Source organism: Gammaproteobacteria bacterium (genome assembly GCA_019911805.1).
Taxonomy (GTDB): Bacteria; Pseudomonadota; Gammaproteobacteria; order Thiohalobacterales; family Thiohalobacteraceae; genus JAHJQQ01.
Window position 1 is genome coordinate 23,143 of the sequence record JAIOJV010000060.1, and the last position, 25,606, is coordinate 48,748.

Consider the following 25,606-nt stretch of genomic DNA (forward strand, 5'->3'; position numbering starts at 1 on the left):
ACCGTGAGTCGAGGAAGAGATGGCCGAGAGCGAAGCAAGAATCCAGAGCATTTTTGAGCAGGTCGTGCGGCGCAATCCCGGCGAGAGCGAATTTCACCAGGCGGTGAAAGAGGTCATCGAGACGCTCGGCCCGGCGTTGCGCCGACACCCGGAATATGCCGAACACAAGATCATCGAGCGCATCTGCGAACCGGAGCGGCAGATTATCTTTCGTGTGCCCTGGCAGGACGACCGCGGGGAAGTGCAGATCAACCGTGGCTTCCGCGTCGGCTTCAACAGCGCGCTGGGGCCCTACAAGGGTGGCCTGCGCTTCCACCCGTCCGTGTATCTCGGCACCATCAAGTTCCTGGGTTTCGAGCAGGTCTTCAAGAACGCCATCACCGGCATGCCGATCGGTGGCGGCAAGGGCGGCTCAGACTTCGATCCCAAGGGCAGGTCGGACGGCGAGGTGATGCGCTTCTGTCAGAGCTTCATGACCGAACTCTACCGCCACATCGGTGAGCTCACCGACGTACCGGCCGGCGACATCGGCGTGGGCGGCCGCGAGATCGGCTACCTGTTCGGCCAGTACAAGCGCATCACCAACCGCTACGAATCCGGTGTACTCACCGGCAAGAGCCCGAAATGGGGTGGCGCCCTGGTGCGTCGCGAGTCGACCGGGTATGGCGCCGTATTTTTCGTCGACGAAATGCTCAGGGCACGCGGCGACGGCCTCGATGGTAAGACCTGCGTGGTCTCCGGCTCGGGCAATGTCGCCATCTATGCCATCGAGCAGTTGCACGCACTCGGTGCCAAGGTGGTCGCCTGTTCGGACTCGAACGGTGTGATCTACCATGCGGACGGGATCCAGCTCGACACCGTCAAGCGACTCAAGGAGGTCGAGCGGCGCCGTATCAGCCACTATGCCGACGAGCACGGTGACGCGAAATACATCGAGGGGGGGCATGTCTGGGACGTCCCCTGCCAGGTGGCGCTGCCCTGCGCGACACAGAACGAGCTGGACGAGAAATCCGCACGCACCCTGGTCGCCAATGGCTGCATCGCCATCGGCGAGGGCGCCAACATGCCGACCACGCCCGCGGGGGTGAAGGTATTCCAGGACGCCGGCATCGCCTACGGGCCCGGCAAGGCCGCCAACGCCGGCGGCGTCGCAACCTCGGCCCTGGAGATGCAGCAGAACGCCAGCCGCGACACGTGGTCATTCGAGCATACGGAGGAGAAACTGCGCGAAATCATGCGCGGCATCCACGACGATTGCTATGAGACCGCCGCCGAGTTCGGCAGCCCGGGCAACTACGTGATCGGCTCGAACATCGCCGGTTTCCGCCGCGTCGCCGAGGCCATGCTGGCGTTCGGTGTCATCTGACCGGTACCGTTGCAGGGGGTTGCAGCCTTGAATCCGTCAGGGCCTTCGGCATTTTCCGTGGCAGGTTTTTTGCTGTGACAACGAGCAATGCGTGACGGGGTATGGTGCAACGAACCGTGGGGTGCAGCCGGAAACCCGGGACCCCACGTGGGCCTCAGAAGTCCGGATCCATGATCATTTCGGCCCAGAAGACCTTTTCCGGCTCCTTGGCCTGCAACTCCGCCGCCTTGCGGCCAGCTTCCCCGTAGGTCATTTCCTCCGGGAAATGCCCCTTCTGAAAACCATATTTGAGCTTCCAGGCCACCCGGTAACCGGGATCCGACTCCCGCCGCACCAGGGAATCCGCGCGATTGATATAGGTGCCTGCCATAGCATGTCCTCCTCGATTCGATCGTCACGAACAGGGCGATGGTCTCCAGAGAAAGACCGGAGACCTGCCTCCACCAACTGTGATTGTATCCACAAGGCCGCGGGAAGTGCGAGGTCCAGGCAGTTGGATGGCCCGCTGCCTTCCGGCCAGCCGACCCGAAAAATATTCGTATTCTGCCAAACCTTGGGCTACACTTGGGCCCATTGCAAGTTTGCTAGGTCATTTCAGAGGTTTCCTTGCGGTATCTCTTGTAAGTTACTTAGCCTCATTGCAATACCCAACACCGTTCCAGCTTTACCGAGGTAAGTTACATGGCAACAGGTACCGTCAAGTGGTTCAACGAGACCAAGGGCTTCGGCTTTATCGCACCGTCGGATGGCGGCGCTGACGTTTTCGTCCACTTCTCCGCAATCGAAGGCAGCGGCTTCAAGACCCTGGCTGAAGGCCAGGCCGTGAGCTTCGAGGTCGAAAAAGGCCCCAAAGGCCTGCAGGCCACCCACGTTACGGTTCAGGGCTAAACCCGCTTCCGCATCGTAGTGTGCAAGAGGCCCCGCAGCGATCCTGCGGGGCCTTTTTGCTTTTCCACGTCGTCGTCTTGACGTCCATCGCCTTACCTGAGGAGACGTAGCGATGAAAAGCATTTTTGTTGGCAACTTGCCCCCCGAAGCCTCCGAACAGTTCGTAACCGATCTGTTTACAGCGTTCGGGACAGTACGCTCCATCCGGCTGGTGGCCGACGTGTTCACCGGCAAGTGCCGTGGATTCGGCTTCGTCGAGATGGAAGGTCATGAGGCGCGCGCGGCCATCGCCGGCCTGGATGGAAAGACGGTCGAGGGGAATTCCCTGCGGGTGCGTTTCGAGGAGCCCCGCAAGCCCGGCGGCCGCGGCCGCCGCTGACCAACGCGCCGCGACGCAGTCATACACCCCCGGCAACCGATGCGACTGGAGGTTTGCGTGGCGATGGCCTCCGCACCCCCGGCTGATGCCGTTCGACCACAGGGTTCTCAGTTGCGTGGCGCGCCCGCAGCGAGGCAGTTCGTCGCCGCGGCGATCAGCTGCAACTTCTCATCACGCCGCAGTTTCTTGATCGCCGCCTCGCGCCGGCTGGCGCTGCCGCGCGTGTGCCCCGTCTCGAGATAGACCACCGGCCCTGGCGCGCGACCGTTGAAGAACTTCGCGCCCTGCCCCGCCGCATGCCGTGCCACCCGGCGCTCAAGATCATTGGTGATGCCGGTATACAACGACGTATCCGAGCACAGGATCATGTATACCTGCCAGTCGGCGGACACCTCACTCACCGCCGTTCACCGTGCTGTCCGCGACGCCACGCTGTAACGGGCCGGCAAGCCGTAGTTCGGACTTGCAGCGTCGGCACACATAGCGCGCCTCACCGCGACTTACCGCACGGTGGCGGCGCGTGCCCAGCTGATGTTCGGTGCAAGCGCACCGATAGACAACGCACCGCTGCCGGCGCAGCGGTATGCCGGCGAGGTCATAGCGCCCGGTGGCGCGCGGTTCAGCGCCCAGTCGGCGCATGACCGCCTGCCATTCGCGCCCATGCGGCCGCACCCGGCGCAGACCGTAGAGCAGATCGGTGACATAGTGTGCCACTTCGTGCGGCACGGTCTGACTCAGACCGTCTGCAAAATACTTGGCGAAGATGTAGGGGTTATAGCGGATGCAGCGCACGCCACCGCGCACGCGATACATCCCGGCGCTGCGGCCGCGCAGATCGAAGCTGATGGGAATGACGGGAAAGCGGCGTCCGAACAGCACCTCGGCACGTGCCAGGCAGACCTCGGTGGCGTGCACGACCTGCACACGCCGCTGACTGTCAATGGGCTCTATCAACCTGAGGACCGCATTTGCCACGGAATTCACGGAAGAACATGGCGATCGCGTACGGGGGTAGATCTAACGCTGTCTCCCTGCGGGCCGGTGTCCCCTGCGGGCGTGCGCGCCACCTTGTGTGCGGATGAAGTACGGTACGTGGGTCCGCGGTGTTGCAGCATCACCGGCATGGGAGGCGGCCGTGTCCGACCGCCCCATTATGCCGTCACTGTATCGACGATACCACTGAGCACGACCCATCCGGCACCCTATCGAGCAGCCCGCCCGGCCCCCTGCCGGTGGGTGCCATACTCAGCGGTCGATCGACGTCTGCGAACGGTAATGCGGACGCTTGGCCTTCAGGGTCGCGCGGGGGCGGTCGGTACGCTGTTCGCGCTGTGGCGCCCCGGAACGGCCGGCACCAGCGGCACGGTTGCCATTGGCGTAGCTGCCCGGTGCACGCGGCTCATGGCCACGCGCATCACGCGCCTGACCTGCGGGGCGCGCCGCAGCAGTGTTGCCCGGGTCCCGTGTCGACCGTGCCCCCTTGGCGAAGGCCGGACGCTCGACGCCGCTACGTTCACCGTAAGGCCGTGCGGACGCGCCACGCGGCTGGCCGCCATAACCCTGCCGCGGGCGGTTGCCGCCCGGGCGGCCAGCGCCACCCTTGGAAGGTGGACGCCGGCCCGGCTCGGAACGCGTCGGCTCCAGGCCCTCGATCACGTCGCGATCCAGGCGTCGGCCGGTCAGGCGCTCGATGCCGGACAGCTTGCGCCAGTCGTCGGGACCGACCAGGCTGACGGCCATGCCGGTGGCGCCGCCGCGACCGGTGCGGCCGATGCGGTGGATGTAGTCTTCCGCCACCATGGGCAGATCGAAATTGATCACATGGGTGATGCCCTTGATGTCCAGACCGCGGGCGGCGACATCGGTCGCGACCAGCAGACGGAAGCGGCCGCGGCGCATCTGTTCGACGGTGCGGCGGCGCTGGCCCTGCCCCATGTCACCGTGCAGCGCGGCACTGCTATGGCCCTGCTCGGTGAGCTGCCGGGCGAGCTCATCGGCGCCGCGCTTGGTGGCGGTGAAGATCAGTGCCTGCGTCAGTTCCTCGTGACCGAGGTAGTGCGACAGCAGACGATGCTTGTGGCCGATGTTGTCGGCCTGATGCAGGCGCTGGGCGATGGACGCGTGCTGGTCGTGGTTGGCGGCGAGCTGGACGCGCGCCGGGTCCTTCAGCAGCTGCTTGGCGATCGCCAGCACGCGGCCTTCCAGGGTCGCCGAGAACAGCAGCGTCTGGCGTGTGTCCGGGGTGGCGGCGGCGATGTCGCGCACCGCGTCGACGAAGCCGAGATCCAGCATGCGGTCGGCCTCGTCCAGCACCAGGAATTCGAGGCGCGAGAAGTCGACACGGCCCTGCGCCATGTGATCCATCAGCCGGCCCGGTGTGGCCACCAGCAGATCCAACGGCCGCTGCAGCAGCTTCATCTGCGGCGGATAGGGCATGCCGCCGACGACGCTGCCGGTGGTGAAGCGGCAGAAGCGGCCGAGCTGACGGATGTTCTCGTTCACCTGGTTGGCGAGTTCACGCGTCGGTGTCAGCACCAGCACACGCGGACCCCGGCCGTTTACGGCGGCCGGCTTGAGCAGGCGCTCCATGGCCGGCAGCACGAAGGCTGCCGTCTTGCCGGTGCCGGTCTGCGCCGAGGCCATCAGGTCACGGCCGGCCAGTACCAGCGGGATCGCCTCGCGCTGGATGTCGGTCGGGTTGGTATAACCGCTCGCCTGGACGGCGCGCAGCAGTTGGGCATTCAGATTCAGAGCTTCAAAAGACACGATAAGCACCCCGCCTGCCGCCGTTCCCGGGACAGGTCCGTTAGTAGTGAAGACACGAACGAAGGCGGAATTGCACGGGGCAATCACGGCACCTGGTTCAGTTCAAGGCGGCTTCACAATGGAAGCGGCCTGCACGTTGCCAACCAGGTAACCGATGAGGGACTACGGGGAAGGTCAGGAACGGCTTGGGCCTCCCGAAGGAGGAGCGCGCACTATACGGGTTCAGTGCTCCCGATGCCAGCACTATTTCGGTGGGGCCGCCGGTGCGGTCGTCGGTGCGGCTTGGGGAGCCGGTGTCTGGATCGGTACGCCGTGTCGCACGACGTCCTCGGGTCCGCGGTAATCGGCACAGCCGTTGCCGTGTGCACGCCAGCTGACGGCCAGGCCCTGCGGATCCACGATGAAGGTGAACTCGCAGTAGTACGCGTAATAGTCGGGCGGGAAGTACTCGCCGGGGTAGATCACCGCACGCGTCCCGGTCTCGGTGCGGTAGGTGCGGATGACGTCGGGTGTGCGATACCCCGGCCGCAGGCTCTGTTCTGCCCAGACCCAGGTGTAGGCCCGCATGCCGTCGCCGAGGTCGCGCTCGACGTAATTGTAGCCGAAGCGCTCGCGCAGCTGGTCGATGTGCCAGCCGATATAGCCGTCCATATTCTGCTGGAAGCGTTCCAGCGAGGCGCAGCCCGCCACGGCCAGCAGCAGCCCCACAAGCAACCAGTGCGTCATCTGTATCATCCGCATGCCCCGTCCTCCGCAGCGCGCAGTGCCCCTTTGTTCAGCATAGTTCTCAGGCCGCCCCCGGGTTCGTCACCACACGCCGCCCGGCAACCGTCCAGCCGACAAAATTCACCAGATCACCCGACTTTCTGATCATAGCTCATACCAAAAGGGCTGTTTCAGCCACGGAAACACCTAATAAGACGCGGGGACGCGAGGCCCCTCAGGTAACTGTCCGTACCGTCCAGCCGCGTAAGACGGCTGCATAAAATCAATGATCCTGCCCGTCGCCTGGCGTGGGTGAGGGCGGCGCATTTCAAACCCGCACCAGACAAAGTAGAATCCCCCCGGTCACGTCCTGCAGGACAAGGACTCTGACCGTCCCAGGTCGGGCCTGCCCCTTCACGGATCCTGTTTCCCCTTCGCGCGGAGGTCGAAGTCTCTTGGCGTTGAACCTTGCATTCGCCGCAGTGATGGCCTCGCTGCTTTCCGCTGCGGTATCCCTCGGCGCCCACCGGCGCATCGCGGTCCTGCGCGCGCTGGCGTTCCCGTTGCTCGGACTCGCGGGGGCGACCGCGGCGGTCGCGGGCCTCATCACCCTGTCGTCGGGTGCGGTCTTCACCGACACCCTGCCCATCGGCCTGCCCTGGCTGCACTGGCAGGTGCGCCTCGACCCGTTGAGCGCGCTGTTCCTGATCATTATCGGCATCGTCACCTTTGCCGTGGCCCTGTTCGGACCCGGCTACCTGCGCGAGTACGAGCACGGCGATCACCCGCTGGTGCAGCTCGGCGTGTTCACGGGGTTGTTCATCACCGGCATGCTGCTGGTGGTGCTGGCCGACGATGCCTTCATGTTCATGATCGCCTGGGAAGTGATGTCGCTGTCGAGCTATTTCCTGGTGGTATTCCATCACGAGCAGGCAGCCAACCGCCGTGCCGGCTTTCTCTACCTGCTGATGGCCCACGTCGGCGGGCTGATGATCCTGCTTGGTTACGGCGTGCTGGCGACCTTCGGCGACGGCTTCGCCTTCGCGTCCATGCGGGTGGCCGAGTTGTCACCGCTGTGGGCGAGCGTGGCCTTCGCGCTGGGTTTCATCGGCTTCGGCATGAAGGCCGGTCTGGTGCCACTGCACGCCTGGCTGCCGGAGGCGCACCCGGTGGCACCCTCGCACATCTCGGCGTTGATGTCGGGCGTGATGCTCAAAGTGGCGGTATACGGATTCATACGCATGAGCCTGGACCTGATCGGCGACGTGCATTGGGGCTGGGGCGTCACCGCCCTCCTGGTCGGCAGCGTCTCGGCGCTGCTCGGCGTGCTGTATGCCCTGCAGCAGAACGATCTCAAACGCCTGTTGGCCTATTCCTCCATCGAGAACATCGGCGTCATCTTCATCGGCCTGGGGCTGGCGATGGTCTTCATGGGCAGCGGCCACCCGAAACTGGGTGTCATGGCCCTGGTCGCGGCGCTGTTCCACGCCTTCAACCACGCGCTCTTCAAGAGCCTGTTGTTCCTCGGTGCGGGCGCCGTGATCCAGCGTTCGCACGAGCAGAACCTCGAGCGCATGGGTGGTCTGCTGACGCGCCTGCCGTACACCGGCGTGTTCTTTCTGGTCGGCGTCATCAGCATCTCGTCGCTGCCACCCTTCAACGGCTTCGCATCGGAGTGGCTGATCTTCCAGGCCGCACTGCAGGCCGGCACGCTGGACAACGGCGTGCTGCGCATCCTGATTCCGTTCACCGCCGCGATGCTGGCGCTGACCGGTGCGCTCGTCGTGGTCTGCTTCGTGAAGGCCTACGGCATCGCCTTTCTGGGACAGCCACGCAGCCGCCGCGTCCGCCATGCCCGCCAGGTCACCTGGGGTATGCGCAGCGCACAAGGCCTGCTGGCAGTGGCGTGTCTGCTGGCCGGGGTGTTGCCCACTACGGTGGTGAACCTGATCCTGCAGATCCCCACACAACTGCTGGGCACGGGGCTCCCCTCCGTTACTGCTCACGGCTGGCTGTGGCTGACACCGGTATCGCCCGAGGTCGCCTCCTACAGTGCGCCGCTGGTACTGCTGGGCCTGCTGCTCGCCTGGTTCCTGGCCTGGCAGCTGTTGCACCCGCGTGGCCCGCGCAGCATCCGCCGCGGCGACCCCTGGGATTGCGGCTTCGGCCCGTTGAGCTCACGCATGCAATACACCGGCACCGCCTTCGCCCAGCCGCTGCGGCGCATCTTCGCGCCGGTATGGAAGGTGGAGGAACGGATCGAACGACAGACGGAGGCGGACGGGCTGCGCGTCATCCGGCTGTCGCATCAGCAGCAGATCATCGACCACTCCTGGGCAGCGCTGTACGAACCCATCGGGCGCTGGGTGATGCTGGTGGCGCGGCGCGTCACCCGGCTGCAGCAAGGCAACATCCGCATCTATCTGGCGTATTCGTTCTTCACGCTGCTGCTGCTGCTATGGCTGATATCATGACCTGGACCGGTTGGTTGCTGGCGCTGCTGCAGACTACGCTGTTCGTGGCCTGTGCACCCTTACTGGCGATCTGGATCAAGCGCAACAAGTGCTTCTGGCAGAACCGGCGCGCGCCGCGCTACGTGCAGCCCTACCGCGACCTCATCAAGCTGTTCCGCAAGCAGGTGGTGCTCGCGGAGAATGCCTCGCCGCTGTTCCGCATGGCCCCTTACATCGTGTTCGCCGCGACCATCGTCGCGGCCGCTACTGTGCCGCTGGTCGCCACCGAACTGCCCACCACGGCCATCGCCGACATGCTGGTGCTGATCGGCTTCCTGGCCCTGGCACGCTTCTTCCTGGCGCTGGCCGGCATGGATATCGGCACGGCCTTCGGCGGCATGGGCGCATCGCGCGAGGTATCGCTGGCATCGCTGGCCGAGCCGGCGCTGCTGATGGTCGTATTTACCATCGCCATGAGTGTGCAGAGCACCAACCTGTCGAACGCGATGACGCACCTGTTGGAATCCGGGCTGGTGCTGCGCCCGTCGCTGCTGTTTGCGTTGCTGGGGTTGCTGCTGGTCGCGGTCGCCGAGACCGGCCGCGTCCCGGTCGACAACCCCGCTACACACCTGGAACTGACCATGCTGCACGAGGCAATGATCCTGGAATACAGCGGCCGCCATCTGGCCCTGATGGAGTGGGCGGCACAACTCAAGCTGATGATCTTCGGCGTACTGATCGCGAACATCTTCTTCCCGTGGGGCATCGCCACCGAGTTCACGGCCGCCGCGCTGGCGACCGGTCTGGCGGCCGTCGCGGTCAAGCTGGCGCTCCTGGGCGCGATCCTGGCGATCGCCGAGACTGCGCTGGCCAAGATGCGGCTGTTCCAGGTACCGCAATTCCTGAACCTGGCATTCCTGCTCGCCCTGCTCGGTGCGTTGACCCATATCATCCTGGAGGCGGGCACATGAACATCGCACAGATCAGCCTGCAGGAGCAGGCCATCATCTTCAGCGCGGCGCTGGTACTGTTCACCTCATTCGCGCTGCTCGCGCAGCAGCGTATCCTGGCATCCATCCATGTGTTCGCCTGGCAGGGTTTCCTGGTGGCCACCACGACCGCCCTCATCGCGCTCGTCTCGGGCCAGCACCATCTGTATTACTCCGCATTGCTGACGCTGGTACTGAAGGCCCTGCTGCTGCCATGGATGCTGCATGAGCTGGTACGGCGACTCGGTATCGTGCATCACGTCGAGACGGTCGTACAGCCTGCCATGATCCTGCTGGCGGCGGCCGCGCTGGTGGTGTTCAGCTATTACGTCGCCCTGCCCATCGAGAAGCTGTCGTCGTTATCGACACGCAACACCATCGCCATCAGCATGGCGGTGGTGCTCATCGGCATGCTGATAATGGTGTCGCGACGCCAGGCGGTCAGTCAGGTGATCGGCTTCATGTCCATGGAGAATGGCCTGTTCTTCGTTGCCGTCGTCTCCACCCACGGGATGCCGATGGTGGTCGAGCTCGGCATTGCCTTCGACGTACTGGTCGCGGCGGTGCTGTTCGGCGTGTTCTTCTTCCAGATCCGCGACAGCATCGAATCCCTCGACGTCGACCAGCTCAACCGCCTGTCGGAGAGTGTAGAGCCGGACGGGACCGCCGAATGAACGGCCTCTATCTGACCCTGTTGCTGCCGCTGGGCGGCGCGATCCTCCTGGCGCTGGTGCGCAGCCCGGCGGTCGCCGGCTGGCTGAACGTGCTGATCTGTGGAGCCACCTTTCTCGCCTCCCTGGACGTGGCCCTCGCCGTGCTGGCCGACGGCCCGCTGCTCAGCCCCGGCGAGATGTTCTACATCGACGCCTTCAACGTCTATCTGGTCGCACTCACTGCCTTCGTCGGCGTCACGACCGCCATCTTCTCCCGGCCCTACATGCAATACGTGCTGGGCGAGGGCTGGGTGCGTGAGCGGCGCCTGCGCCTGTATCACTCAATGTATCAGGTGTTCCTGGCGACCATGCTGCTGGCGCTGACGACCAATAACCTCGGCATCCTCTGGGTGGCCGTGGAGGGCGCGACGCTGGCGACCGTGCTGCTGGTGTCGCTGTACCGCACCCCAGAATCGGTGGAGGCGGCGTGGAAATATTTTATTCTGTGCGGCGTCGGCATCGCCCAGGCGCTGTTCGGCACCGTGCTGGTGTACTTCGCAGCGGCCAATCTCCTGCAGATCCCCGAGGCCGGGCTGCACTGGACGGTGCTGCGCGATGCCGCCCCACAGCTCGATCCGACGGTGATGAGTATCGCCTTCGTGTTCCTGCTGGTCGGCTACGGCACCAAGATCGGGCTGGTGCCGCTGCACCACTGGCTGCCCGACGCGCATTCGGAAGGCCCCACGCCGATGTCGGCGGTGCTGTCCGGCCTGCTGCTCAACGTCGCCCTGTACGCCGTGGTGCGCTTCAAGATGCTGGTCGATCCGGCACTCGCCGATCCGGCCTGGGCCAACCCGCAGCTCGCCGGTCATCTGATGATGGGTTTCGGCCTGCTGTCGTTCCTGGTCGCCGGCTTCTTCCTGCACCGGCAGCGCGACATCAAGCGCATGTTCAGCTATTCATCCATTGAGCACATGGGACTGATGACCTTTGCCTTCGGCCTCGGCGGCCCGCTGGCGACCTTCGGCGGGCTGCTGCACATGGCCGTCCACTCGCTGACCAAGTCGGCGATCTTCATCACCGTCGGTCACGCCACGCACATCGCCGGCACACAGTCCATCGAGAAGATCCGCGGTCTGATCAAGACGCAGCCCGCAGTCGGCTGGGGCCTGCTGATCGGCACCGCCGCCATCGCCGGCTTCCCGCCCTTCGGCGTGTTCATGAGCGAGTTCCTGCTGCTCACCGCGACCATGCAGAGTTGGCCATGGCTGACGGTGGTGCTGCTGTCCGGTCTGGGGATCGCCTTCGCCGGGCTGTTCCGCAACATCCATCCGATGGTCTACGGGCAAGTGCCCGAGGGCCAGGTGGCGGTGCGTGCGAATATGCTGCCGGTGGCCCTGCATCTGTTGCTGGTACTGTGGCTGGGGCTCGCCATCCCGCTGTTCCTGGCGCAGTGGTTCGATCAGGCCACCCTGCTGATCACCGGGAGCAACTTCCTGTGAGCGCATACGACTGGCTGCCCGATTTCATCACCCGTCTGCGGGGGGCGTTCGTCGCTATCGCCGACGACGTCGAACCGGTGCGGATCGGTGACGCGCGTCTGCTGCCACTCGAACCCGAGGATTGGGGCCATGCCGGCCAGGAGGCCGCCGCCCTGGGATTGCGCTGGGCCGGCGGCTGGGGCGAGCCGTGGGGCGACGGGTTCCGGATCAACGCCTGTCTGATGCGCGGTGGCGAGACCCTGCTGTTGCGCACCCACGTGCTGCAGGTGACGCCGGCCCTGCCCTCGCACACACCCTATTTCCCCGCTGCCGACCGGATGGAACGCCGCACCCAGGACATGCTGGGTATCGTCTTCCTCGATCACCCCGATAGCCGCCGCTGGGCGCGCCACCATGCCTGGGGGGAGAACGAGTATCCGCTGCGCAAGGATTTCCCGGTTGCCGGCACGCGGCACGAGCCGCTGCCCACCGATCACGACTACCGTTTTCTCCAGGCGCAGGGCGCGGGTGTCTACGAAATCCCGGTGGGCCCCATACACGCCGGCATCATCGAGCCCGGACACTTCCGCTTTCAGGCCGTGGGTGAGCACATCCTCAACCTGGAACAGCGTCTCGGTTATACCCACAAGGGCACCGAGAAGATCGCCGAAGGCCGTGATGCCGCCGGCGCGGCACGTCTGGCCGGGCGCGTGTCGGGCGACAGCACCGTGGCCCACACCTGGGCCGCCTGCCGCGCCATGGAGCAGGCCGCCGGCATCGAGGTGCCGGAGCGTGCGCTCTACCTGCGTGCCATCATGGCCGAGCGCGAGCGTATCGCCAATCACCTCGGCGATATCGGCGCCATCTGCAACGATGTCGCCTTTGCGTTCGCCAACTACCAGTTCAGCCGCCTGCGCGAGCACTGGCAGCGTGCCAGCGCCGCGGCCTTCGGGCACCGTTTCATGATGGATTGCATCATCCCCGGGGGCGTGACGGTGGATCTGGACGAGGCTGCGGCCGGCAGCCTCACCGCGGACCTGCCGCCGCTGGCCCGCGAGATGCGGGAACTCATCCCCATCCTCGATGAAAACCCCTCGCTCGAAGACCGTCTGGTCACCACCGGCTTCCTCAGCAGGGACATCGCCGCCCGCCTGGGATCGACGGGTTATGTCGGCAAGGCCTCGGGGCAGGACTACGACGCGCGCCGCGACCTGGGCTATGCGCCTTACGACCGTCTGGAGATCACGGTGCCGGTCTACGAGGACGGCGATGTCGCCACCCGTCTGCGCGTACGCGCCGAGGAGATCCTCATCTCCCTCGACCTGCTCGACCGGCTGCTGCGCACGCTGCCGCCCGGGCCGATCGCGGCCGACTGGGTGACCCCACCGGCCGACGCCGAGGGCCTGGCCCTCGTCGAGGGCTGGCGCGGCGAGATCCTCTGTCACGTGCGCTTCGGCGCGGACGGGCGGATCGCGCGACTGTTCCCCCGCGACCCCAGCTGGTTCATCTGGCCGGCACTGGAGCAGCTGATCCACGACAACATCGTTCCCGATTTTCCGGTGTGCAACAAATCGGTGAACGGCTCCTACTCGGGGCATGACCTGTGACGGCGGCAGCACATGAACATGAAAATTGCATTGGCCACGGAAGCACACGGAAAAACACGGAAGATACGGAAACAAAACCACTTCGCGGAGCGTCGCCTCGACACGTGGCGGATGACGTGGGTTGGTCTGTGAAGCCTAGGATCTTGTCCGTGTTGTTCCGTGTGCTTCCGTGGCCAATGGGTTTTCGGGTTTCGGGGCCCGCAGTGTTTGTGAACGCACTTGGTGTGCTTGCGTGGCTGAAATGAACTTTTCCAGGATGAAACGACCCGTCGGGCAATGACCAGCGATGTTTAGGATCTTCAACAAAATTCGCAAGATCGGTGTGATCACCGAGCCGGCCCTGAGCGACGACCCGGCCTTCGAGGCGGTTGGCGAGCAACTGCAGGCACGCGTCGGCGAACTGTTCAGCGGCAGCCTCGCAATCCGCGCCGTCGACGCCGGCTCCTGCAACGGCTGCGAACTGGAGATCCACGCACTCAATAACCCGTACTACAGCATCGAGCGCTTTGGCGTGCACTTCGTCGCCTCGCCGCGCCACGCCGATCTGCTGCTGGTGACCGGCCCGGTATCCACGCACATGGAAGCCGCCTTGCGCCGTGTCTATGCCGCCACCCCCGACCCGAAGCTGGTGCTGGCCGTCGGCGACTGCGGCGCCGACGGCGGTGAGTTCGGCTGCAGCTATGCCAGCCGCGGTGGTATCGGCGCCGTCATCCCCGTCGACGGCATCGTGCGCGGCTGTCCACCCACGCCCGCCGCCCTGATGCACGCCATCCTCAAGCTGATCGAGCGGCGCGGCAGCGCGTGATCCGTTCCGCCGCAGCGCCACGCAACCCATGACCCGTCGCTCGCGCCGCCACCTCCCACGGTTCCCCGGGGACGGGGCGAAAACTACCCGGGCCGTCGCTCAGGGTGTGTCCTCCAGCTTGTAGAAGGTACGCGCAAGATAATCGGCCACATCACCGATCTCCTCGTCGCCCCAGCCCAGTCCGGCATGCACGTTCCAGGACGCCACATAGCGGCGCAACTCGTTCAGGGTGGCCACCTTGCGCGCATCCCGCGTATGCACCCAGCTCTCGTGACAGGACTGGCAGTGATTCTCATACAGCCCCTGGCCGCGCGAGAACTCCTGTGCCGCGGCGGGCGCACCGCCGAGCAGCACGGCGGCGCACAGCCCCAGACAGAACGTCCACATGTTCGAACCCGACCTGACCTGCATAGCAACATCCTCCCCATTCAGCACACCAGAACCTGTCTCAAAACACACCCCAATCTTGCCGGCGGTGTCGTGGCCCTGCTCCGGTGCTTAGTTATTCGATATGAACTCCGCTCCTCGCAGCGACCACGCCTTGCCTGGAGGCCCGGTCTGATGTCGAGACAGGTTCCGGAACTATAGCGCACCGGCACATCCGACCGGCAGACCGCCTGGCTGGCGCATCTGCCGTCCGCTATAGTCGGTAGAACCGCGTCGTCCCCACCGCGAGTGGCAAGGATGAGTCAAGATGGCTGCACGAGCGTTCCTGAGCGGTGTGTTTCTGTACTGGCTGGGGCTGTCGGCCGCTGGCGCCGCGCCGCTCGCGGTGGCGGGTGGCATTGCGCAGGAGTATCCCCAGGTCGTGCAGTTTTTCCCGGACGCGGACCGCTTCGGGGACGTGGCCGGCGACCCTCCCGCGGCACCCGTTTTCCGCGGCGACACCCTGCAAGGCTATGCCTTCCTCAGCGACGCCGTGGCGCGCATCCCCGGCTATTCCGGCCGGCCGATCAAGCTGCTGATCGGGCTGGGTCTGGACGGCGTCATCACTGGCGTGGAGCTGCTCGAACACCAGGAGACCATCCTCAAGTCACATTTCCCCAAGGGGGCATTGGAACGCTTCATCACCGGCTATGTCGGCCGGTCGATCCGCGAGCGCTATGAAGTCGGTAGCGGTCGGCGGGCCGGCTATGTCGATATCGATGCCCTGACCGGTGCCACCGTGACCTCGATGGCGGTCAATCACACCCTCCTGGTCACGGCCCGCGAGGTCGCGGTGTCACGCGGCCTGCTCGAGGTCCGCGAACCTGTACGCACCGCGCCGGCAACGGTTCGTGGCGACCGCTTCCAGGCGGCCGACTGGATCTTTCTTACCGGCAACGGCGCCATTCGACGCCTATTGCTGACCCGCGGGGACATCGAGCAGGCGCTCGCGGAGCGTACCGCGACCGGTCCCGTGGAGCCGTTGACCGGGAACCGCGACTGCCACCCTCTACCGGAAGGCGATTCCTGCGATGTCTTCATCGATCTCTATTACACCTATCTGAATGCGCCGACCATCGGCCGCAATCTCCTCGGCGAGCCGGCCTATGAACGCCTGCTGGCGGAGCTCAAGCCGGGCGAGCATGCCATCGCCGTGCTGGCCCGCGGCCTGTATTCGTTCAAGGGCACGGCCTACGTACATGGCGGCTTCTTCGACCGGGTTCAGCTCCGACAGGACGACCAGACCATCACCTTCCGTGACGCCGACCATCAGCGCCTGGACGATCCGGCGCTGGCGGGCATGCCCGACTTCACGGAGCGTTCCATCTTCATCGTGCATGCCGAGGCCGGCTTCGACCCCGGCGCACCCTGGGCGCTGGCGCTGCGGGTGCGGCGCATGGTCGCCGCGCGCACCGGTGTCGCCGTGACTTTCGCCGGTGATTACCAGATCCCCGCAGACTATGTCGTGCGATCTGCCCGCCGCTGATCCGGTGAAACGGGGACGGAGAGGAAGGCGCATACTTAAAGCTGAGCTCCTGGGAAAATGGACACGGAAGCACACGGAATAACACGGAAAGAATTCACTATGTAAACCAGGACTATCCCTCGAGGTTTGGCTTCCGTGTCATTCCGTGTGCTTCCGTGGCCAAGAATGGTTTAAAAGTAAGCATCAACCTCGACACAAGCTGTCTGCTGATCAGGCTTCACACGCACAACGATTGGTTGTTGCATTCGCAGCCGGCTAATCCCCACTCATCCGCTTGCCGAACGAAATTGCGTAGGCCGGTGAACGGAACAGCAGGACGGGATCATTCGTCGGTTCGATACCTTCCGTCATCACCAGGGGATCGAAGTTGATCTTTTCACACGCCGCCCCCTTCTGCGGCATCGCCGAGGAGATGGTCAATGTCCCGGCCTTGATCTCCTTACGCCCTGCGGGCCACAGCCGTGTCGGGTCATCCACCGGATCGCCGGCCGCACCGATCGTCACCAGCATGTCCCAGTGCACCGGACCGCGCTCGGTTCGATCGATCAAGGCCTGTTCGAGGAAATCTGGCGGAAAGGACTTGAGCTCGTCAGCGGACATCTGCTTTTCCCCATCCTGAGGAACGAAGCGCCAACGGACCAGCGTGGTCTTGCCGGCACGATCCACGAATTTGAACGTGTGGATGCCAAAGTAGCTGCTATTGGCCCAGCTGGGTGGGGGGTTGTGCCGGGCGAGGAATTCCGCCTGCGGCCAGCTGTCGGGATGCGAGGCCTTGAATGCCTTGATCTTCTCCGGATCAGGCTTACCGGTTGCAGGAACGGGTCTCTTGGCGACGATGTCATCGAAGAAGGTCTGTGGCGATGCCGCGCCGAACATCGGCGTGTTCAGCATGGTCATGTGCTGCAGACTGCCGTCGGCCAGCCTGAACTCCACGGCCATTCCCCGCGGGGTCTTTGCGGTATCGGGGATCTTGGGGTTGCCGCCAGGCATGGAAAAACGTGCAACGACCGGTACCGGCTCGCCGGAAAAAAGTGCTGCGCGCGTATACGCCTCCATCTCCGGGGAGCCGACAAACTCACCCGCGGCACACGTCCCCTTGGTGTGATTGCGGCGTTCTCCCGGGTGTACCCCGAACGTATCCTCGAGGGCGGACACCACTTGATCTGCAGTCACACCCTCGCCTGCCGCCACCCCCAGCGGCGTGGCGATGAACAGCATGCCGGCCAGCAGCCGGATGGGGAAATTGTTGCTCTCGATGAACATATACCCTCCCGTCATTGCACGCAGTCGGACCAGACGCTCAACGACCAGACCCGCCCTCGGCTGCAACATAGAATGTCGAATCGGACACCTCAGTATGGACGGAAAAACAGACCACAGGGCCGGTGGGGTTATTGATTACCCACCGCAACCCGTCTTCCGGGTTCGTCCCCGGTACCGCTGCCCTGTCCAGACACCATGTGTCTCATCGATCCGTGACCCGGTCACCCGGCTATTCCTCATTCCCTCCGCCCCCTTTCCGGTTGGCGGGTGAACTGCTGGCCGATGAACAGGTCGTTGGCGACGACCAGGACGTTCTGCAACCAACCGGCGGAAACCGCGCAGGCACCTGTATACGGCGGTTCCTTGCACGCCTCGACCTCGCCATTCGCGAGCACGTCGATATGCAGCCCCGGTAGTGGCCGCACCTGCATGCCGGCCGGTGGCCGGGTATAGTCCATGATCGTCGCTTCGTCGTAGTGCAGTAAACCGAGCAGCAGACCCGGGACCTCGTACATGGCCAGATCGCCGCTCCGTAGCGGACCGTGCCGGCCATCGATGATGATCAGGGGGGTACTGACATAGAACCTGAACATCGTTGCGGTGAAGTCGCTGCGGGTCATGGCGAGCACGCCGGAGTCGACGTAACCGGCGAAATTTTCACCCATGAACGGCAGGTGATCACCAAACAGCACGATGATGCCGTCGGGGTCGCGCCGCTGCAGTGCCGCGACGAAGGCCATCAGCTCACGCGACTTGTAGTAAATGGTATTCGCATACGTGGTCACCTCCTCGACGCTGGACTTCGAGGTGATCCGGGGCGGGCGCGAGGCGCTGAGTGGATAGTTCCAGTGACCGAAATAGGTCACGATGTAATTCAGCAGCGGCTGCCCGCTGTCGAGCTGCGGTTCGATCTTCTCCAGCACCTGCCGATACAACGAACTGTCCGCGAGGAACTCGCGGTTCATGTCGTCGAGCACGAAATCCTGTTTCGCCCAGTAGGTCTGGAAGCCCATGCGCTTATAGGCGTTGACGCGATTCCAGAAGACCGGCACGTTCGGGTGGGACGCCACGGTGCGGTAGCCGCGCCCGGCCAGCAGGTGCGGCAGGCAGGGCACATCATTGAGCATCTGTCGCTCGAACTTGACGCTGTCCTCCACCACCGGGAACCCGCACAGGACCTCGAACTCGGCATTCGCCGTGTAGCCGCCGAATACAGGGCTCATCACCCGGGCATTGCCGGTGCGCTTCCAGAGTTGCCGGAACGCGGGGTCGACCGGATCCTGACTGTAGCCCGCCTGTTTGAGCAGCAGCGGATCCCAGAAGGATTCCAGCAGCACGATATGCACATTGCGCGGCGTGAATTCCGCCTTCGCGGTGTCCTTCGGCGGGGCGGCGCTCAACAGGCTATCCGCGGCGCGCAGCGCCAGGTCGCGGTCCGGCGGCACGGCGGCGGCGGCGAAGTAGCGCGCGCCCTCCTGCAGCGAGTACAGCGTCGCACCGCGGTACAGATAATTGGAGCGCTGGTCCCACACGGAATTGCCGAAGTAGCGGTCGAGGGGAGCCAGAATGACGGCGGGCTCGTACACCAGCGTCATCGAGCACAGGATGACCGCGAGGCTGGCCAGATAGGCACGCCATTGCCGCAGCGAGATGTTGAAGATGAACAGCGCCGCGATCGCTGCCAGCGGCAGCGCCGCGGCGAGGAAGTGCCAGCCTTCCAGGACCAGCAGCAGCGAGCGCAGGGCATACACATCGTCCGGCATGATCGGCCCACCGAAAAACGAGATCTTGACCGCGTTGCCGACATACAGCACCGCCATCAACAGTCCCTGCAGCACCACGAATACCCGTGGGCTGCGCGACAGCGCGTACAGTACGTACCCGACCAGCAACTGCAACAGATAATCGTACGGCACCGCACGGGGGGCGATGTGCACGTCGAACTGCAGCGCACTGACGAGGTAATACAGGGCGTAGAACGCCGCCGTGGAGAACACCGGCAGCAGCGGGCCCGCTACGGCTTTGCGGATCGGCATCGAAAGACCCTTCAAGGATAAGACGTCCCGAATACCATACTGGTGCGGCCCCGCGCCGCGGCACACAGGAGGGCCGCTACGCCTTGCCACGCTCCGGGAACATATGGGTGTACTCCGTCGCGTCGAAGAAGGCCTCGAGCGTGAGAATCCGTCCCCGCTCGATCTTCGCCCACAGTACCACGGGGGTGTGGGTCACGACATTGATGCGGATGCGGAAGTCGAGGATGGCACAGATCTCGTTGCCGTCGACGAAGATGCGCCGGCGGTCGATGCCGTCGAGGATCTGACCGATGCGGGCAACGATGTCGGTGATGAACACGTCGACATCGGTATGACTGGTGACGGGACTGCGGTAGCAGAAACCCGTGTCCGCGAGCGTCGCGCGCACGGCATCGAGATCGCGCGCCGCGAACGCATCGAGATAGGCATCAAAAACCGCTTCGGGCGTCGGCAGGGTCATGAGTCGGGGAGATGGATCGGGGCGCCCGGATCAGCCCGAATCAGCCCGGATCCTCAATGGCGTAGCGCACCCACAACCGGTGCTCGGCACCCGGCGCGATCTCGACCACATCGCTGTCGGCGTTGGCGCTCTCCACACACAGCATGTGCAGATAGCCATCCCTGCCCAGGTCGCCCATCTTCGCGGCCTTCGCGGTCCAGGGGTTCCACACCACGGTGGAGGCGCTGCCGCGCTTGGCGATGCGGATCCGGCGCTCGAGCACCGGATCCTCGATCACACAGTCGGCCGTCGATTCCAGGTAGATGCGGTCGACCTCGCCGGCGATGGTCAGCGGCCCGCTCTGGTGCTTGCGGGCGCCGCCATCGACCTTGTCGAGATAGGGACAGCCGTCCAGGCCATGTACCTTGACCTGGCGCACGTCACCAACTGCGAAATAGGTGTGCAACGCCTGGCCGACAGTGAAGGGCGCGCTGCCGGTATTGCGCGTCACCAGTTCGATCTCCAGCGTCGGGCCGACCACCATGTGGATTTCCAGCTCGGACGGGTGCGGCCACTGCGCGCGGGTGGCGTCACTCTGCAGGAGGCGCAGGACGAGACGGCTGGCGCCGTTGGCCAGGCGCTCAGCCTCGACCAGTTCCCAGGGTACGGTCCGCGCGAAGCCGTGACCGGGGAAGGCAGGCTCAGTCGCATGCGGACCGAACCAGGGCCAGCAGACCGGTACGCCGCCACGGATGGACTTGCCGGGCGCAAGCCGGGCGTCCTGTGACAGCCAGATCACCGGCGGCACACCCTTGGGCGTCCAGGTCATCAGGTGCGCGCCCTGCAGCGCGATCGAGGCGTCCGCATGCGGGTTGCTCACCTCGAGGACGATCATACCGCCGTCCCGCTCGGTCAGGCTGACCTCGCCGGGAATGCCGTAGCGCGCGTTCAGCGCCGAAATATCCATGCTCATAGATTCTCCCGCCAGCGATTTCTATGGGAAGTCCGGGGCAAACTCAGCCAAACGCGCACTCTACCCCGCGCGGGAGTATCCGTCACGGACATCCCGCCCACAATCGTCCCGGCAGCCGGAACGGCCCATCCGGACCGCGGCTGGGTCATAATAGCGGACGTGACCCGCCACCCGCACACCCCCGCCTCCGATTCCGCCGGCGCCCGCGCCGCCATCGCGGGGCTGATCGATGCCCTGCTGCGCGCCGGAGACACGCCGTCCGCCGATCCGACTGGGCCAACCGGGCGGACCGGGGAACAGACCGATGCCCGGGCCGGGCGCCTGGCGGGCCTGCGCCTGGCCGCCGCCGCGTTGCGTGACCTCGACGGACTGACCGCCGGACCGCGACCCCTGCAGGTGGCGGTCGTGGGTCCCACCCAGGCAGGCAAGAGTACGGTCGTGAATCTGTTGCTCGGCCGGGTCGCGGCCGAGACCAGCCCACTGGCCGGCTTCACGGTGCACCCCACGGGCTTCCAGCTCGCGGCGGACCCGCTCGCGCCCTGGGCGGACGCCTTCTTCACCGGCTGGGAACGCCAGCCGGCCAGCGCGCTGCAGCGTGAACGGCTGGACTGTTACGCCCTCGAGTCCGTACCGGCGGCCACCGGCCTGCCCGCCGGCACCGTCGTCTGGGATACCCCCGATTTCGACTCGCTGCAGGCGCACAGCTACCAGCGCGGCGTCCTGGATGTCGCCGCACTCGCCGACGTCATCGTGCTGGTACTCAGCAAAGAGAAATACTCCGATCTGTCCGTGTGGCGCCTGCTGCAGCTGCTGCGACCCCTGCTGGAGCCGCTGGGCGGGCGACCACTGCTGATCTGTCTGAACAAGGTGAACGCCGCTGCCGAGGCGGCAATCTCCCAGTCATTGCGCGCACGCGTCGCGGAACTCTATGACACGCCGGACAGCCGCGGCACGATCAGCGCCGTCGACATCGTCACCCTCCCCCATGATCCCGCCATCGCCACACTGCCGACGCATGCCCCGGCGTCGGTCGTGCGCCTGCGCGCGGCCCTCACCGCCGCCCTTGACCGTACCGACCGCAACGGCCGGGCCGCGGGCGTGCGCCACCTGCTCCGCGCCCACTGGGATGACTGGACCGCGCCGGTGGTCAGCGAACTGGAGGCCGTACGGGCCTGGCACGCTGCCGTCGAGGCCACGACCACCGAGGCGCTGCAGGCCTACCGCCGCGAATTCCTCGAACATCCCCAGCGCTTCGATACCTTCCGCCGCGCCGTCGCCGAACTGCTGCTGCTCATGGAGGTGCCGGTGCTCGCGCAGACACTGACCCGCATCCGCCAGGTACTCACCTGGCCGGCGCGGCAGCTGTTCGCGCGCGCGCGTGGCCTGACCCGCACCGGCCCGGGTGCGGCAGGCAGCGCTGCCGACCTGCCCGCCGAAGAGCGTGTGCTGCGCGACCTGTTCGAACAACAGCTCACCGGCCTGGCCCGCGATACGCTGCGGCGCGCCGAGCCGCAGCGGCCGGGCATGGTCTATTGGCTGGCGCTCAGTCGCCGTCTTGCCGAGCGCCACACCCCGCTGCTCGCAGACTTCGCCGCCGCGGCGCACGCCCATCACCAGGCCTTCCAGCCCGAGATCGAGGCCGCCGCCCGGCAACTGCATGCGACGCTGCAACAGAAGCCCGCACTGCTCAACACCCTGCGCGCCGCGCGGGTCACCACCGATGCCGCCGCCGTGGTACTGGCGGTGAAGACCGCGGGACTCGGCGTGAACGAACTGCTGTTCGCACCGGCCATGGTGGCGCTCACCTCGATGCTGACCGAGGGTGCGGTCGGCGGGTATATGAACCGCGTCGCCCACGAACTGCGCGAGCGCCAGTACGCGGCGGTCACGGCACAGGTCTTCGCGGCCGTCGTCGACCCGCGACTGCGGGAGCTCGGCGCGGGACTGGACGCGCCCGGTCTGCTCGGCATCGACGAGGCGCAGTATCGCCGCGCGACCGCGGCCCTGGAGGACTGGCCCGATGCGTGATCCGATGCCTGACCCGATGCCCAACCCGATGCCTGACGCACTACGGCACCTGCATACCGCCGTCGCCGCCTGGTTTGCGCGCGCGCAGGCCAGCGGCTGGCTCGATAGCGCCGCTGTACAGTCCCTGCAGCGGCTCGAACACGGTACACCCGCCGACCTGTTCGCCGCCGACCCACAGGCCGGCACGCAGCGTCCGCTGGTCGTGGCCTTCTTTGGCGGTACCGGCGTCGGCAAGAGCAGTCTCATCAACCGCCTCGCCGGCGCGCCCATCGCCCGCGTCGGCGTGGAGCGCCCGACCTCGCACGAGGTCACGATGTATGTGCACGAGGCCGTCGCACTTGCGGACCTGCCCGCCGAGCTGCCGCTGGAGCAGGTGCAGATCACGCGCCATGCCGACGCGACGCGCCGTGACGTGTTGTGGCTGGACATGCCCGACATCGACAGCACCGAGCAACGCAACCGCACGCTGGCACTGGCCTGGCTCGCACATGTCGATCTGCTGATCTACGTGGTCAGCCCGGAGCGCTACCGTGACGACGCCGGCTGGCGCGTGCTGCAAGCCCGTGGCCAGCGCCATGGCTGGCTGTTCGTGATGAACCACTGGGACGAAGGTGCACCGGAGCAGCTGCAGGATCTGCGCGAACTGCTGCGCCGGGACGGCTTCGCCGATCCCGTGATACTGCCAACCTGCTGCGCCCCGGATAACGGCGCGGGGCGCTGCGCCGATGACCAGTTCGATGCCCTGGAGACGACCATCGGCGACCTGCAGGCACAGCACGGTCAGGAGGAACTGGAACGTCTCGGCCGGCATGCGCGGCTGCAGGATCTCGGTGATGCCGTGCGGGATGCGCTTGAACAATGCGGCACACCGGATACCTGGGGCGCGCTGCAGCCCGGGTTCAACGCACGCTGGACACGGACCACCGAAGAATTGCGCGCAGGTCTGGACTGGCCCATCCGCGAAATCGCCGCCGAGTTCGCCGCACGCGATGCGCACCTGCTCACACGTCTGCTGGATGCGCGGGCGGCCCGCCGTAGCGCTGAGCAATCAGCGCCTGCGACCGGTGGTGCGGACGGCGAGCGCCGCGCCGTGGAGACGCTGTGGGACGAGTGGGCCAACGCCAAGCTGCAGGGCATCGCCGATCAGACGGAGATCGCACTGCGCTCCGCGGGCATCCGTCCGCAACCACTGCTGGGACGGCTGCAGCCGCAACTCGAACAGGCGGCCGCACACCTGCGGCCACGCCTGCAGGATGCCCTGCGCCAAGGGCTCGCGCGGCCGGGCACGCCCTGGCAACGCAGCCTGCACCGTATCACCGGCGCGGCCACGGCGCTGCTGCCCATCACCGCCCTGGCCTGGGTGGCCTATCACATCGTGCGGGGATTTCTGCAGGGCACCACCGGCGCGGGCGCGTTCCTCGGCAGCGACTTCGCCATCAACAGCATACTGCTGGTCGGCAGCGCCTGGCTGCTGCCCTGGCTGCTGCACCGCCGCCTGCGCCCGTCGGTGGAAAAGAGCGTCGTACGCGCGTTGCACAGTGGCGTCGTGGCGGGTCTGGAGGAAGTGAAGGCGGCCGTGGACGCCGCCTTCGCGGAGGCCGAGGCGGAACGTGAGGACCTGCTGACCGCGGCGCGTGGTCTCTTGCAGGAGCTCGCCGCAGCCGCTGGCGGTGCGGTGCGCCCCAATCCCATCCTGGCACGGCTGCTGCCGGTCACGGGGCACAACGTCTGACGCCACGCGCGTACCCGCACCCTCTGGCACGGGCCGATGCAACTATTCGCCGCGGAGACACACGCAAGTACACGGAAGGTGTCGCAGCGGTGGGTTTTACATTCCGTCACTGCTGTCCCATAAACGTTCTACCTAGCGTGATAGGCGGCGAGTCCTGGCGCGGCCATTGGCATAGTTGGCAGCGGCGGGGGCATGGTTCCAAGCGGCCACCGGCAAGACCCGCCGTAAATACCTCCCTGTAGGCTCGACGGCCGCATCCCTGCGGCCGACGGTCTTGCCGGTGGCCGCTCGGAACCATGTTGCAGAGTTTATGGGACAGCAGTGACATTCTGTGTATTTCCGTGTGGTTCCGTGGCCATGTACCGTATCGGGGCGAAACCTACCACACCGATGCCATCACCACCGGCAGCTCATTCCTTGAGCGTGATCTTCAGGCGGCCATCCTCGACGCGGATGTCCTCGACGCCGTCGGCGAAGGCCTTCCAGAAACCCTGTTCGGCACCGAATTCCCGCACCAGATCGATGTTCTTGAGGCCGCCGATCCAGGCATTCGGCAACGGCACGCCCATGAGGCTCACACCCTTCAGCACCACCACCGGCCGGCCGTCGCGGTAGGCCAGTTCGACCCCGGCACGCACCTTCAGAGTCTGTCCCCCCAGTATGGGAAAGTCGGGGTCCATCGGCAGCAGCAGCTTGGCACTGACCAGGTCGTCGCCGAGATCGATGGCGAGCTTGCGGGCGAGGTCGGTGTTCCGCGCCAGCAGTGCATTCAGTTCCTTCTCGGTGAGCGTGACCGCACGGCTCGCACCCACCTCGCTGTAGGCCTCGGGTACCAGAGGTGTGGCGGGCAGTCGTGACGGCCGGGTGTGCGACCGGCCGGTTTCCAGCGTCTCCAGCCGCTCGAGCTTGGCATCGAGCGCACGTCCCTCCCGGGTGCTCAAGGTCACCGGTGTGAACTCCGCTGGGAACAGATAGACCGTGAACACCCAATAGGCGATGCCGGCCGTGAGCATGATCGTGACCAGCATCAGCAGCAACACGTGCAACCAGTCGAAGCGCCGCCCTGACACGGGCATCGGGACGGGTGGTGGGGTCGGCGTGTCCTGCGGAGGGGTGTCCATACGGGCATGG

Annotated in this window: 23 protein-coding genes; 12 read left to right on the top strand and 11 right to left on the bottom strand. The window is 65.6% G+C overall.

The window, feature by feature from the left end; genetic code table 11:
- Positions 1–19 precede the first annotated feature (19 nt).
- The gene (gdhA, locus tag K8I04_06920; GenBank protein ID MBZ0071441.1) at positions 20–1,366 is read left to right on the top strand and encodes an NADP-specific glutamate dehydrogenase; all 1,347 of its coding nucleotides are present in this window, start codon (positions 20–22) and stop codon (positions 1,364–1,366) included.
- Between the two features lie 154 nt (positions 1,367–1,520).
- Here gdhA and K8I04_06925 read toward each other — a convergent pair whose 3' ends face one another.
- Positions 1,521–1,736 carry a hypothetical protein gene (locus tag K8I04_06925; protein ID MBZ0071442.1) on the bottom strand — a complete coding sequence of 72 codons (216 nt, stop codon included), beginning with the start codon at positions 1,734–1,736 and terminating at the stop codon, positions 1,521–1,523.
- Positions 1,737–2,047: 311 nt separating this feature from the next.
- On the opposite strand from K8I04_06925, the gene K8I04_06930 reads away from it, so the two are divergent.
- A complete protein-coding gene (locus K8I04_06930; GenBank protein MBZ0071443.1) occupies positions 2,048–2,254 on the top strand; it encodes a cold-shock protein in 207 nt (68 codons plus the stop codon).
- Positions 2,255–2,366: 112 nt separating this feature from the next.
- Positions 2,367–2,633, top strand: coding sequence for an RNA-binding protein (locus tag K8I04_06935; GenBank protein MBZ0071444.1), 267 nt, complete (start codon positions 2,367–2,369; stop codon positions 2,631–2,633).
- 107 nt (positions 2,634–2,740) lie between these two features.
- On the opposite strand, the gene K8I04_06940 is transcribed toward K8I04_06935, so the two are convergent.
- The 4 genes from K8I04_06940 to K8I04_06955 form a co-directional block, all read right to left on the bottom strand.
- Entirely contained in the window at positions 2,741–3,001 is a 261-nt protein-coding gene (locus tag K8I04_06940; protein MBZ0071445.1) for a GIY-YIG nuclease family protein, read from the bottom strand.
- 25 nt (positions 3,002–3,026) lie between these two features.
- Positions 3,027–3,446 carry a SprT-like domain-containing protein gene (locus K8I04_06945; GenBank protein MBZ0071446.1) on the bottom strand — a complete coding sequence of 140 codons (420 nt, stop codon included), beginning with the start codon at positions 3,444–3,446 and terminating at the stop codon, positions 3,027–3,029.
- 432 nt (positions 3,447–3,878) lie between these two features.
- A complete protein-coding gene (locus tag K8I04_06950; protein ID MBZ0071447.1) occupies positions 3,879–5,399 on the bottom strand; it encodes a DEAD/DEAH box helicase in 1,521 nt (506 codons plus the stop codon).
- 243 nt (positions 5,400–5,642) lie between these two features.
- Positions 5,643–6,140 (bottom strand): hypothetical protein, encoded by a 498-nt coding sequence (locus tag K8I04_06955; protein ID MBZ0071448.1) that lies wholly within the window; start codon positions 6,138–6,140, stop codon positions 5,643–5,645.
- A gap of 419 nt (positions 6,141–6,559) precedes the next feature.
- Between K8I04_06955 and hyfB the strand changes: the two genes are divergently transcribed.
- From hyfB to K8I04_06985, 6 genes are all read left to right on the top strand, one after another.
- Positions 6,560–8,578, top strand: a complete 2,019-nt coding sequence (hyfB, locus tag K8I04_06960; GenBank protein ID MBZ0071449.1) for a hydrogenase 4 subunit B — start codon at positions 6,560–6,562, stop codon at positions 8,576–8,578.
- Entirely contained in the window at positions 8,563–9,528 is a 966-nt protein-coding gene (locus K8I04_06965; GenBank protein ID MBZ0071450.1) for an NADH-quinone oxidoreductase subunit H, read from the top strand. The genes hyfB and K8I04_06965 overlap by 16 nt, the downstream gene beginning before the upstream one ends.
- Entirely contained in the window at positions 9,525–10,220 is a 696-nt protein-coding gene (locus tag K8I04_06970; protein ID MBZ0071451.1) for a formate hydrogenlyase, read from the top strand. The genes K8I04_06965 and K8I04_06970 overlap by 4 nt, the downstream gene beginning before the upstream one ends.
- A complete protein-coding gene (locus K8I04_06975) occupies positions 10,217–11,701 on the top strand; it encodes a hydrogenase 4 subunit F (protein ID MBZ0071452.1) in 1,485 nt (494 codons plus the stop codon). Before K8I04_06970 ends, K8I04_06975 begins: the two co-directional genes overlap by 4 nt.
- Positions 11,698–13,287, top strand: coding sequence for an NADH-quinone oxidoreductase subunit C (locus tag K8I04_06980; GenBank protein ID MBZ0071453.1), 1,590 nt, complete (start codon positions 11,698–11,700; stop codon positions 13,285–13,287). Before K8I04_06975 ends, K8I04_06980 begins: the two co-directional genes overlap by 4 nt.
- A 286-nt stretch (positions 13,288–13,573) precedes the next feature.
- Entirely contained in the window at positions 13,574–14,092 is a 519-nt protein-coding gene (locus tag K8I04_06985) for a hydrogenase (GenBank protein MBZ0071454.1), read from the top strand.
- Between the two features lie 99 nt (positions 14,093–14,191).
- Here K8I04_06985 and K8I04_06990 read toward each other — a convergent pair whose 3' ends face one another.
- Positions 14,192–14,503, bottom strand: a complete 312-nt coding sequence (locus K8I04_06990; GenBank protein MBZ0071455.1) for a cytochrome c — start codon at positions 14,501–14,503, stop codon at positions 14,192–14,194.
- Between the two features lie 283 nt (positions 14,504–14,786).
- Here K8I04_06990 and K8I04_06995 point away from each other — a divergent pair, with 283 nt between their 5' ends.
- Entirely contained in the window at positions 14,787–16,004 is a 1,218-nt protein-coding gene (locus K8I04_06995; protein ID MBZ0071456.1) for an FMN-binding protein, read from the top strand.
- Positions 16,005–16,259: 255 nt separating this feature from the next.
- Here K8I04_06995 and K8I04_07000 read toward each other — a convergent pair whose 3' ends face one another.
- The 4 genes from K8I04_07000 to K8I04_07015 all read right to left on the bottom strand — a co-directional run bounded on the left by K8I04_07000 (position 16,260) and on the right by K8I04_07015 (position 20,709).
- Complete coding sequence (locus K8I04_07000) at positions 16,260–17,267, bottom strand: catalase family peroxidase (GenBank protein MBZ0071457.1); 1,008 nt, start codon at positions 17,265–17,267, stop codon at positions 16,260–16,262.
- A 236-nt stretch (positions 17,268–17,503) separates the two neighbouring features.
- Positions 17,504–19,303, bottom strand: a complete 1,800-nt coding sequence (locus tag K8I04_07005) for an LTA synthase family protein (GenBank protein MBZ0071458.1) — start codon at positions 19,301–19,303, stop codon at positions 17,504–17,506.
- Positions 19,304–19,379: 76 nt separating this feature from the next.
- The gene (locus K8I04_07010; protein MBZ0071459.1) at positions 19,380–19,763 is read right to left on the bottom strand and encodes a hypothetical protein; all 384 of its coding nucleotides are present in this window, start codon (positions 19,761–19,763) and stop codon (positions 19,380–19,382) included.
- 40 nt (positions 19,764–19,803) lie between these two features.
- Entirely contained in the window at positions 19,804–20,709 is a 906-nt protein-coding gene (locus tag K8I04_07015) for a D-hexose-6-phosphate mutarotase (GenBank protein ID MBZ0071460.1), read from the bottom strand.
- A 165-nt stretch (positions 20,710–20,874) separates the two neighbouring features.
- Here K8I04_07015 and K8I04_07020 point away from each other — a divergent pair, with 165 nt between their 5' ends.
- Positions 20,875–22,743: a GTPase domain-containing protein gene (locus K8I04_07020; protein MBZ0071461.1), complete on the top strand. Its 1,869-nt coding sequence runs from the start codon at positions 20,875–20,877 to the stop codon at positions 22,741–22,743.
- Complete coding sequence (locus K8I04_07025) at positions 22,736–24,475, top strand: GTPase domain-containing protein (protein MBZ0071462.1); 1,740 nt, start codon at positions 22,736–22,738, stop codon at positions 24,473–24,475. The genes K8I04_07020 and K8I04_07025 overlap by 8 nt, the downstream gene beginning before the upstream one ends.
- Positions 24,476–24,885: 410 nt before the next feature.
- Here K8I04_07025 and K8I04_07030 read toward each other — a convergent pair whose 3' ends face one another.
- The gene (locus tag K8I04_07030; protein MBZ0071463.1) at positions 24,886–25,551 is read right to left on the bottom strand and encodes an arginine N-succinyltransferase; all 666 of its coding nucleotides are present in this window, start codon (positions 25,549–25,551) and stop codon (positions 24,886–24,888) included.
- Positions 25,552–25,606: the final 55 nt, after the last annotated feature.

Bases quoted from the DNA above. Each gene is read 5' to 3' on its own strand.
- K8I04_07025 (MBZ0071462.1), top strand. From the start codon at position 22,736: ATGCGTGATCCGATGCCTGACCCGATGCCCAACCCGATGCCTGACGCA.
- K8I04_06935 (MBZ0071444.1), top strand. From the start codon at position 2,367: ATGAAAAGCATTTTTGTTGGCAACTTGCCCCCCGAAGCCTCCGAACAG.
- K8I04_06965 (MBZ0071450.1), top strand. From the start codon at position 8,563: ATGGCTGATATCATGACCTGGACCGGTTGGTTGCTGGCGCTGCTGCAG.
- K8I04_06940 (MBZ0071445.1), bottom strand. From the start codon at position 3,001: ATGATCCTGTGCTCGGATACGTCGTTGTATACCGGCATCACCAATGAT.
- K8I04_06995 (MBZ0071456.1), top strand. From the start codon at position 14,787: ATGGCTGCACGAGCGTTCCTGAGCGGTGTGTTTCTGTACTGGCTGGGG.
- K8I04_06930 (MBZ0071443.1), top strand. From the start codon at position 2,048: ATGGCAACAGGTACCGTCAAGTGGTTCAACGAGACCAAGGGCTTCGGC.
- K8I04_06955 (MBZ0071448.1), bottom strand. From the start codon at position 6,140: ATGCGGATGATACAGATGACGCACTGGTTGCTTGTGGGGCTGCTGCTG.
- K8I04_06985 (MBZ0071454.1), top strand. From the start codon at position 13,574: ATGTTTAGGATCTTCAACAAAATTCGCAAGATCGGTGTGATCACCGAG.
- K8I04_07010 (MBZ0071459.1), bottom strand. From the start codon at position 19,763: ATGACCCTGCCGACGCCCGAAGCGGTTTTTGATGCCTATCTCGATGCG.
- K8I04_06945 (MBZ0071446.1), bottom strand. From the start codon at position 3,446: ATGTATCGCGTGCGCGGTGGCGTGCGCTGCATCCGCTATAACCCCTAC.
- K8I04_07015 (MBZ0071460.1), bottom strand. From the start codon at position 20,709: ATGGATATTTCGGCGCTGAACGCGCGCTACGGCATTCCCGGCGAGGTC.
- K8I04_06925 (MBZ0071442.1), bottom strand. From the start codon at position 1,736: ATGGCAGGCACCTATATCAATCGCGCGGATTCCCTGGTGCGGCGGGAG.
- K8I04_07000 (MBZ0071457.1), bottom strand. From the start codon at position 17,267: ATGTTCATCGAGAGCAACAATTTCCCCATCCGGCTGCTGGCCGGCATG.
- K8I04_06990 (MBZ0071455.1), bottom strand. From the start codon at position 14,503: ATGCAGGTCAGGTCGGGTTCGAACATGTGGACGTTCTGTCTGGGGCTG.
- K8I04_06975 (MBZ0071452.1), top strand. From the start codon at position 10,217: ATGAACGGCCTCTATCTGACCCTGTTGCTGCCGCTGGGCGGCGCGATC.
- K8I04_07030 (MBZ0071463.1), bottom strand. From the start codon at position 25,551: ATGCCCGTGTCAGGGCGGCGCTTCGACTGGTTGCACGTGTTGCTGCTG.
- K8I04_06970 (MBZ0071451.1), top strand. From the start codon at position 9,525: ATGAACATCGCACAGATCAGCCTGCAGGAGCAGGCCATCATCTTCAGC.
- gdhA (MBZ0071441.1), top strand. From the start codon at position 20: ATGGCCGAGAGCGAAGCAAGAATCCAGAGCATTTTTGAGCAGGTCGTG.
- K8I04_07005 (MBZ0071458.1), bottom strand. From the start codon at position 19,303: ATGCCGATCCGCAAAGCCGTAGCGGGCCCGCTGCTGCCGGTGTTCTCC.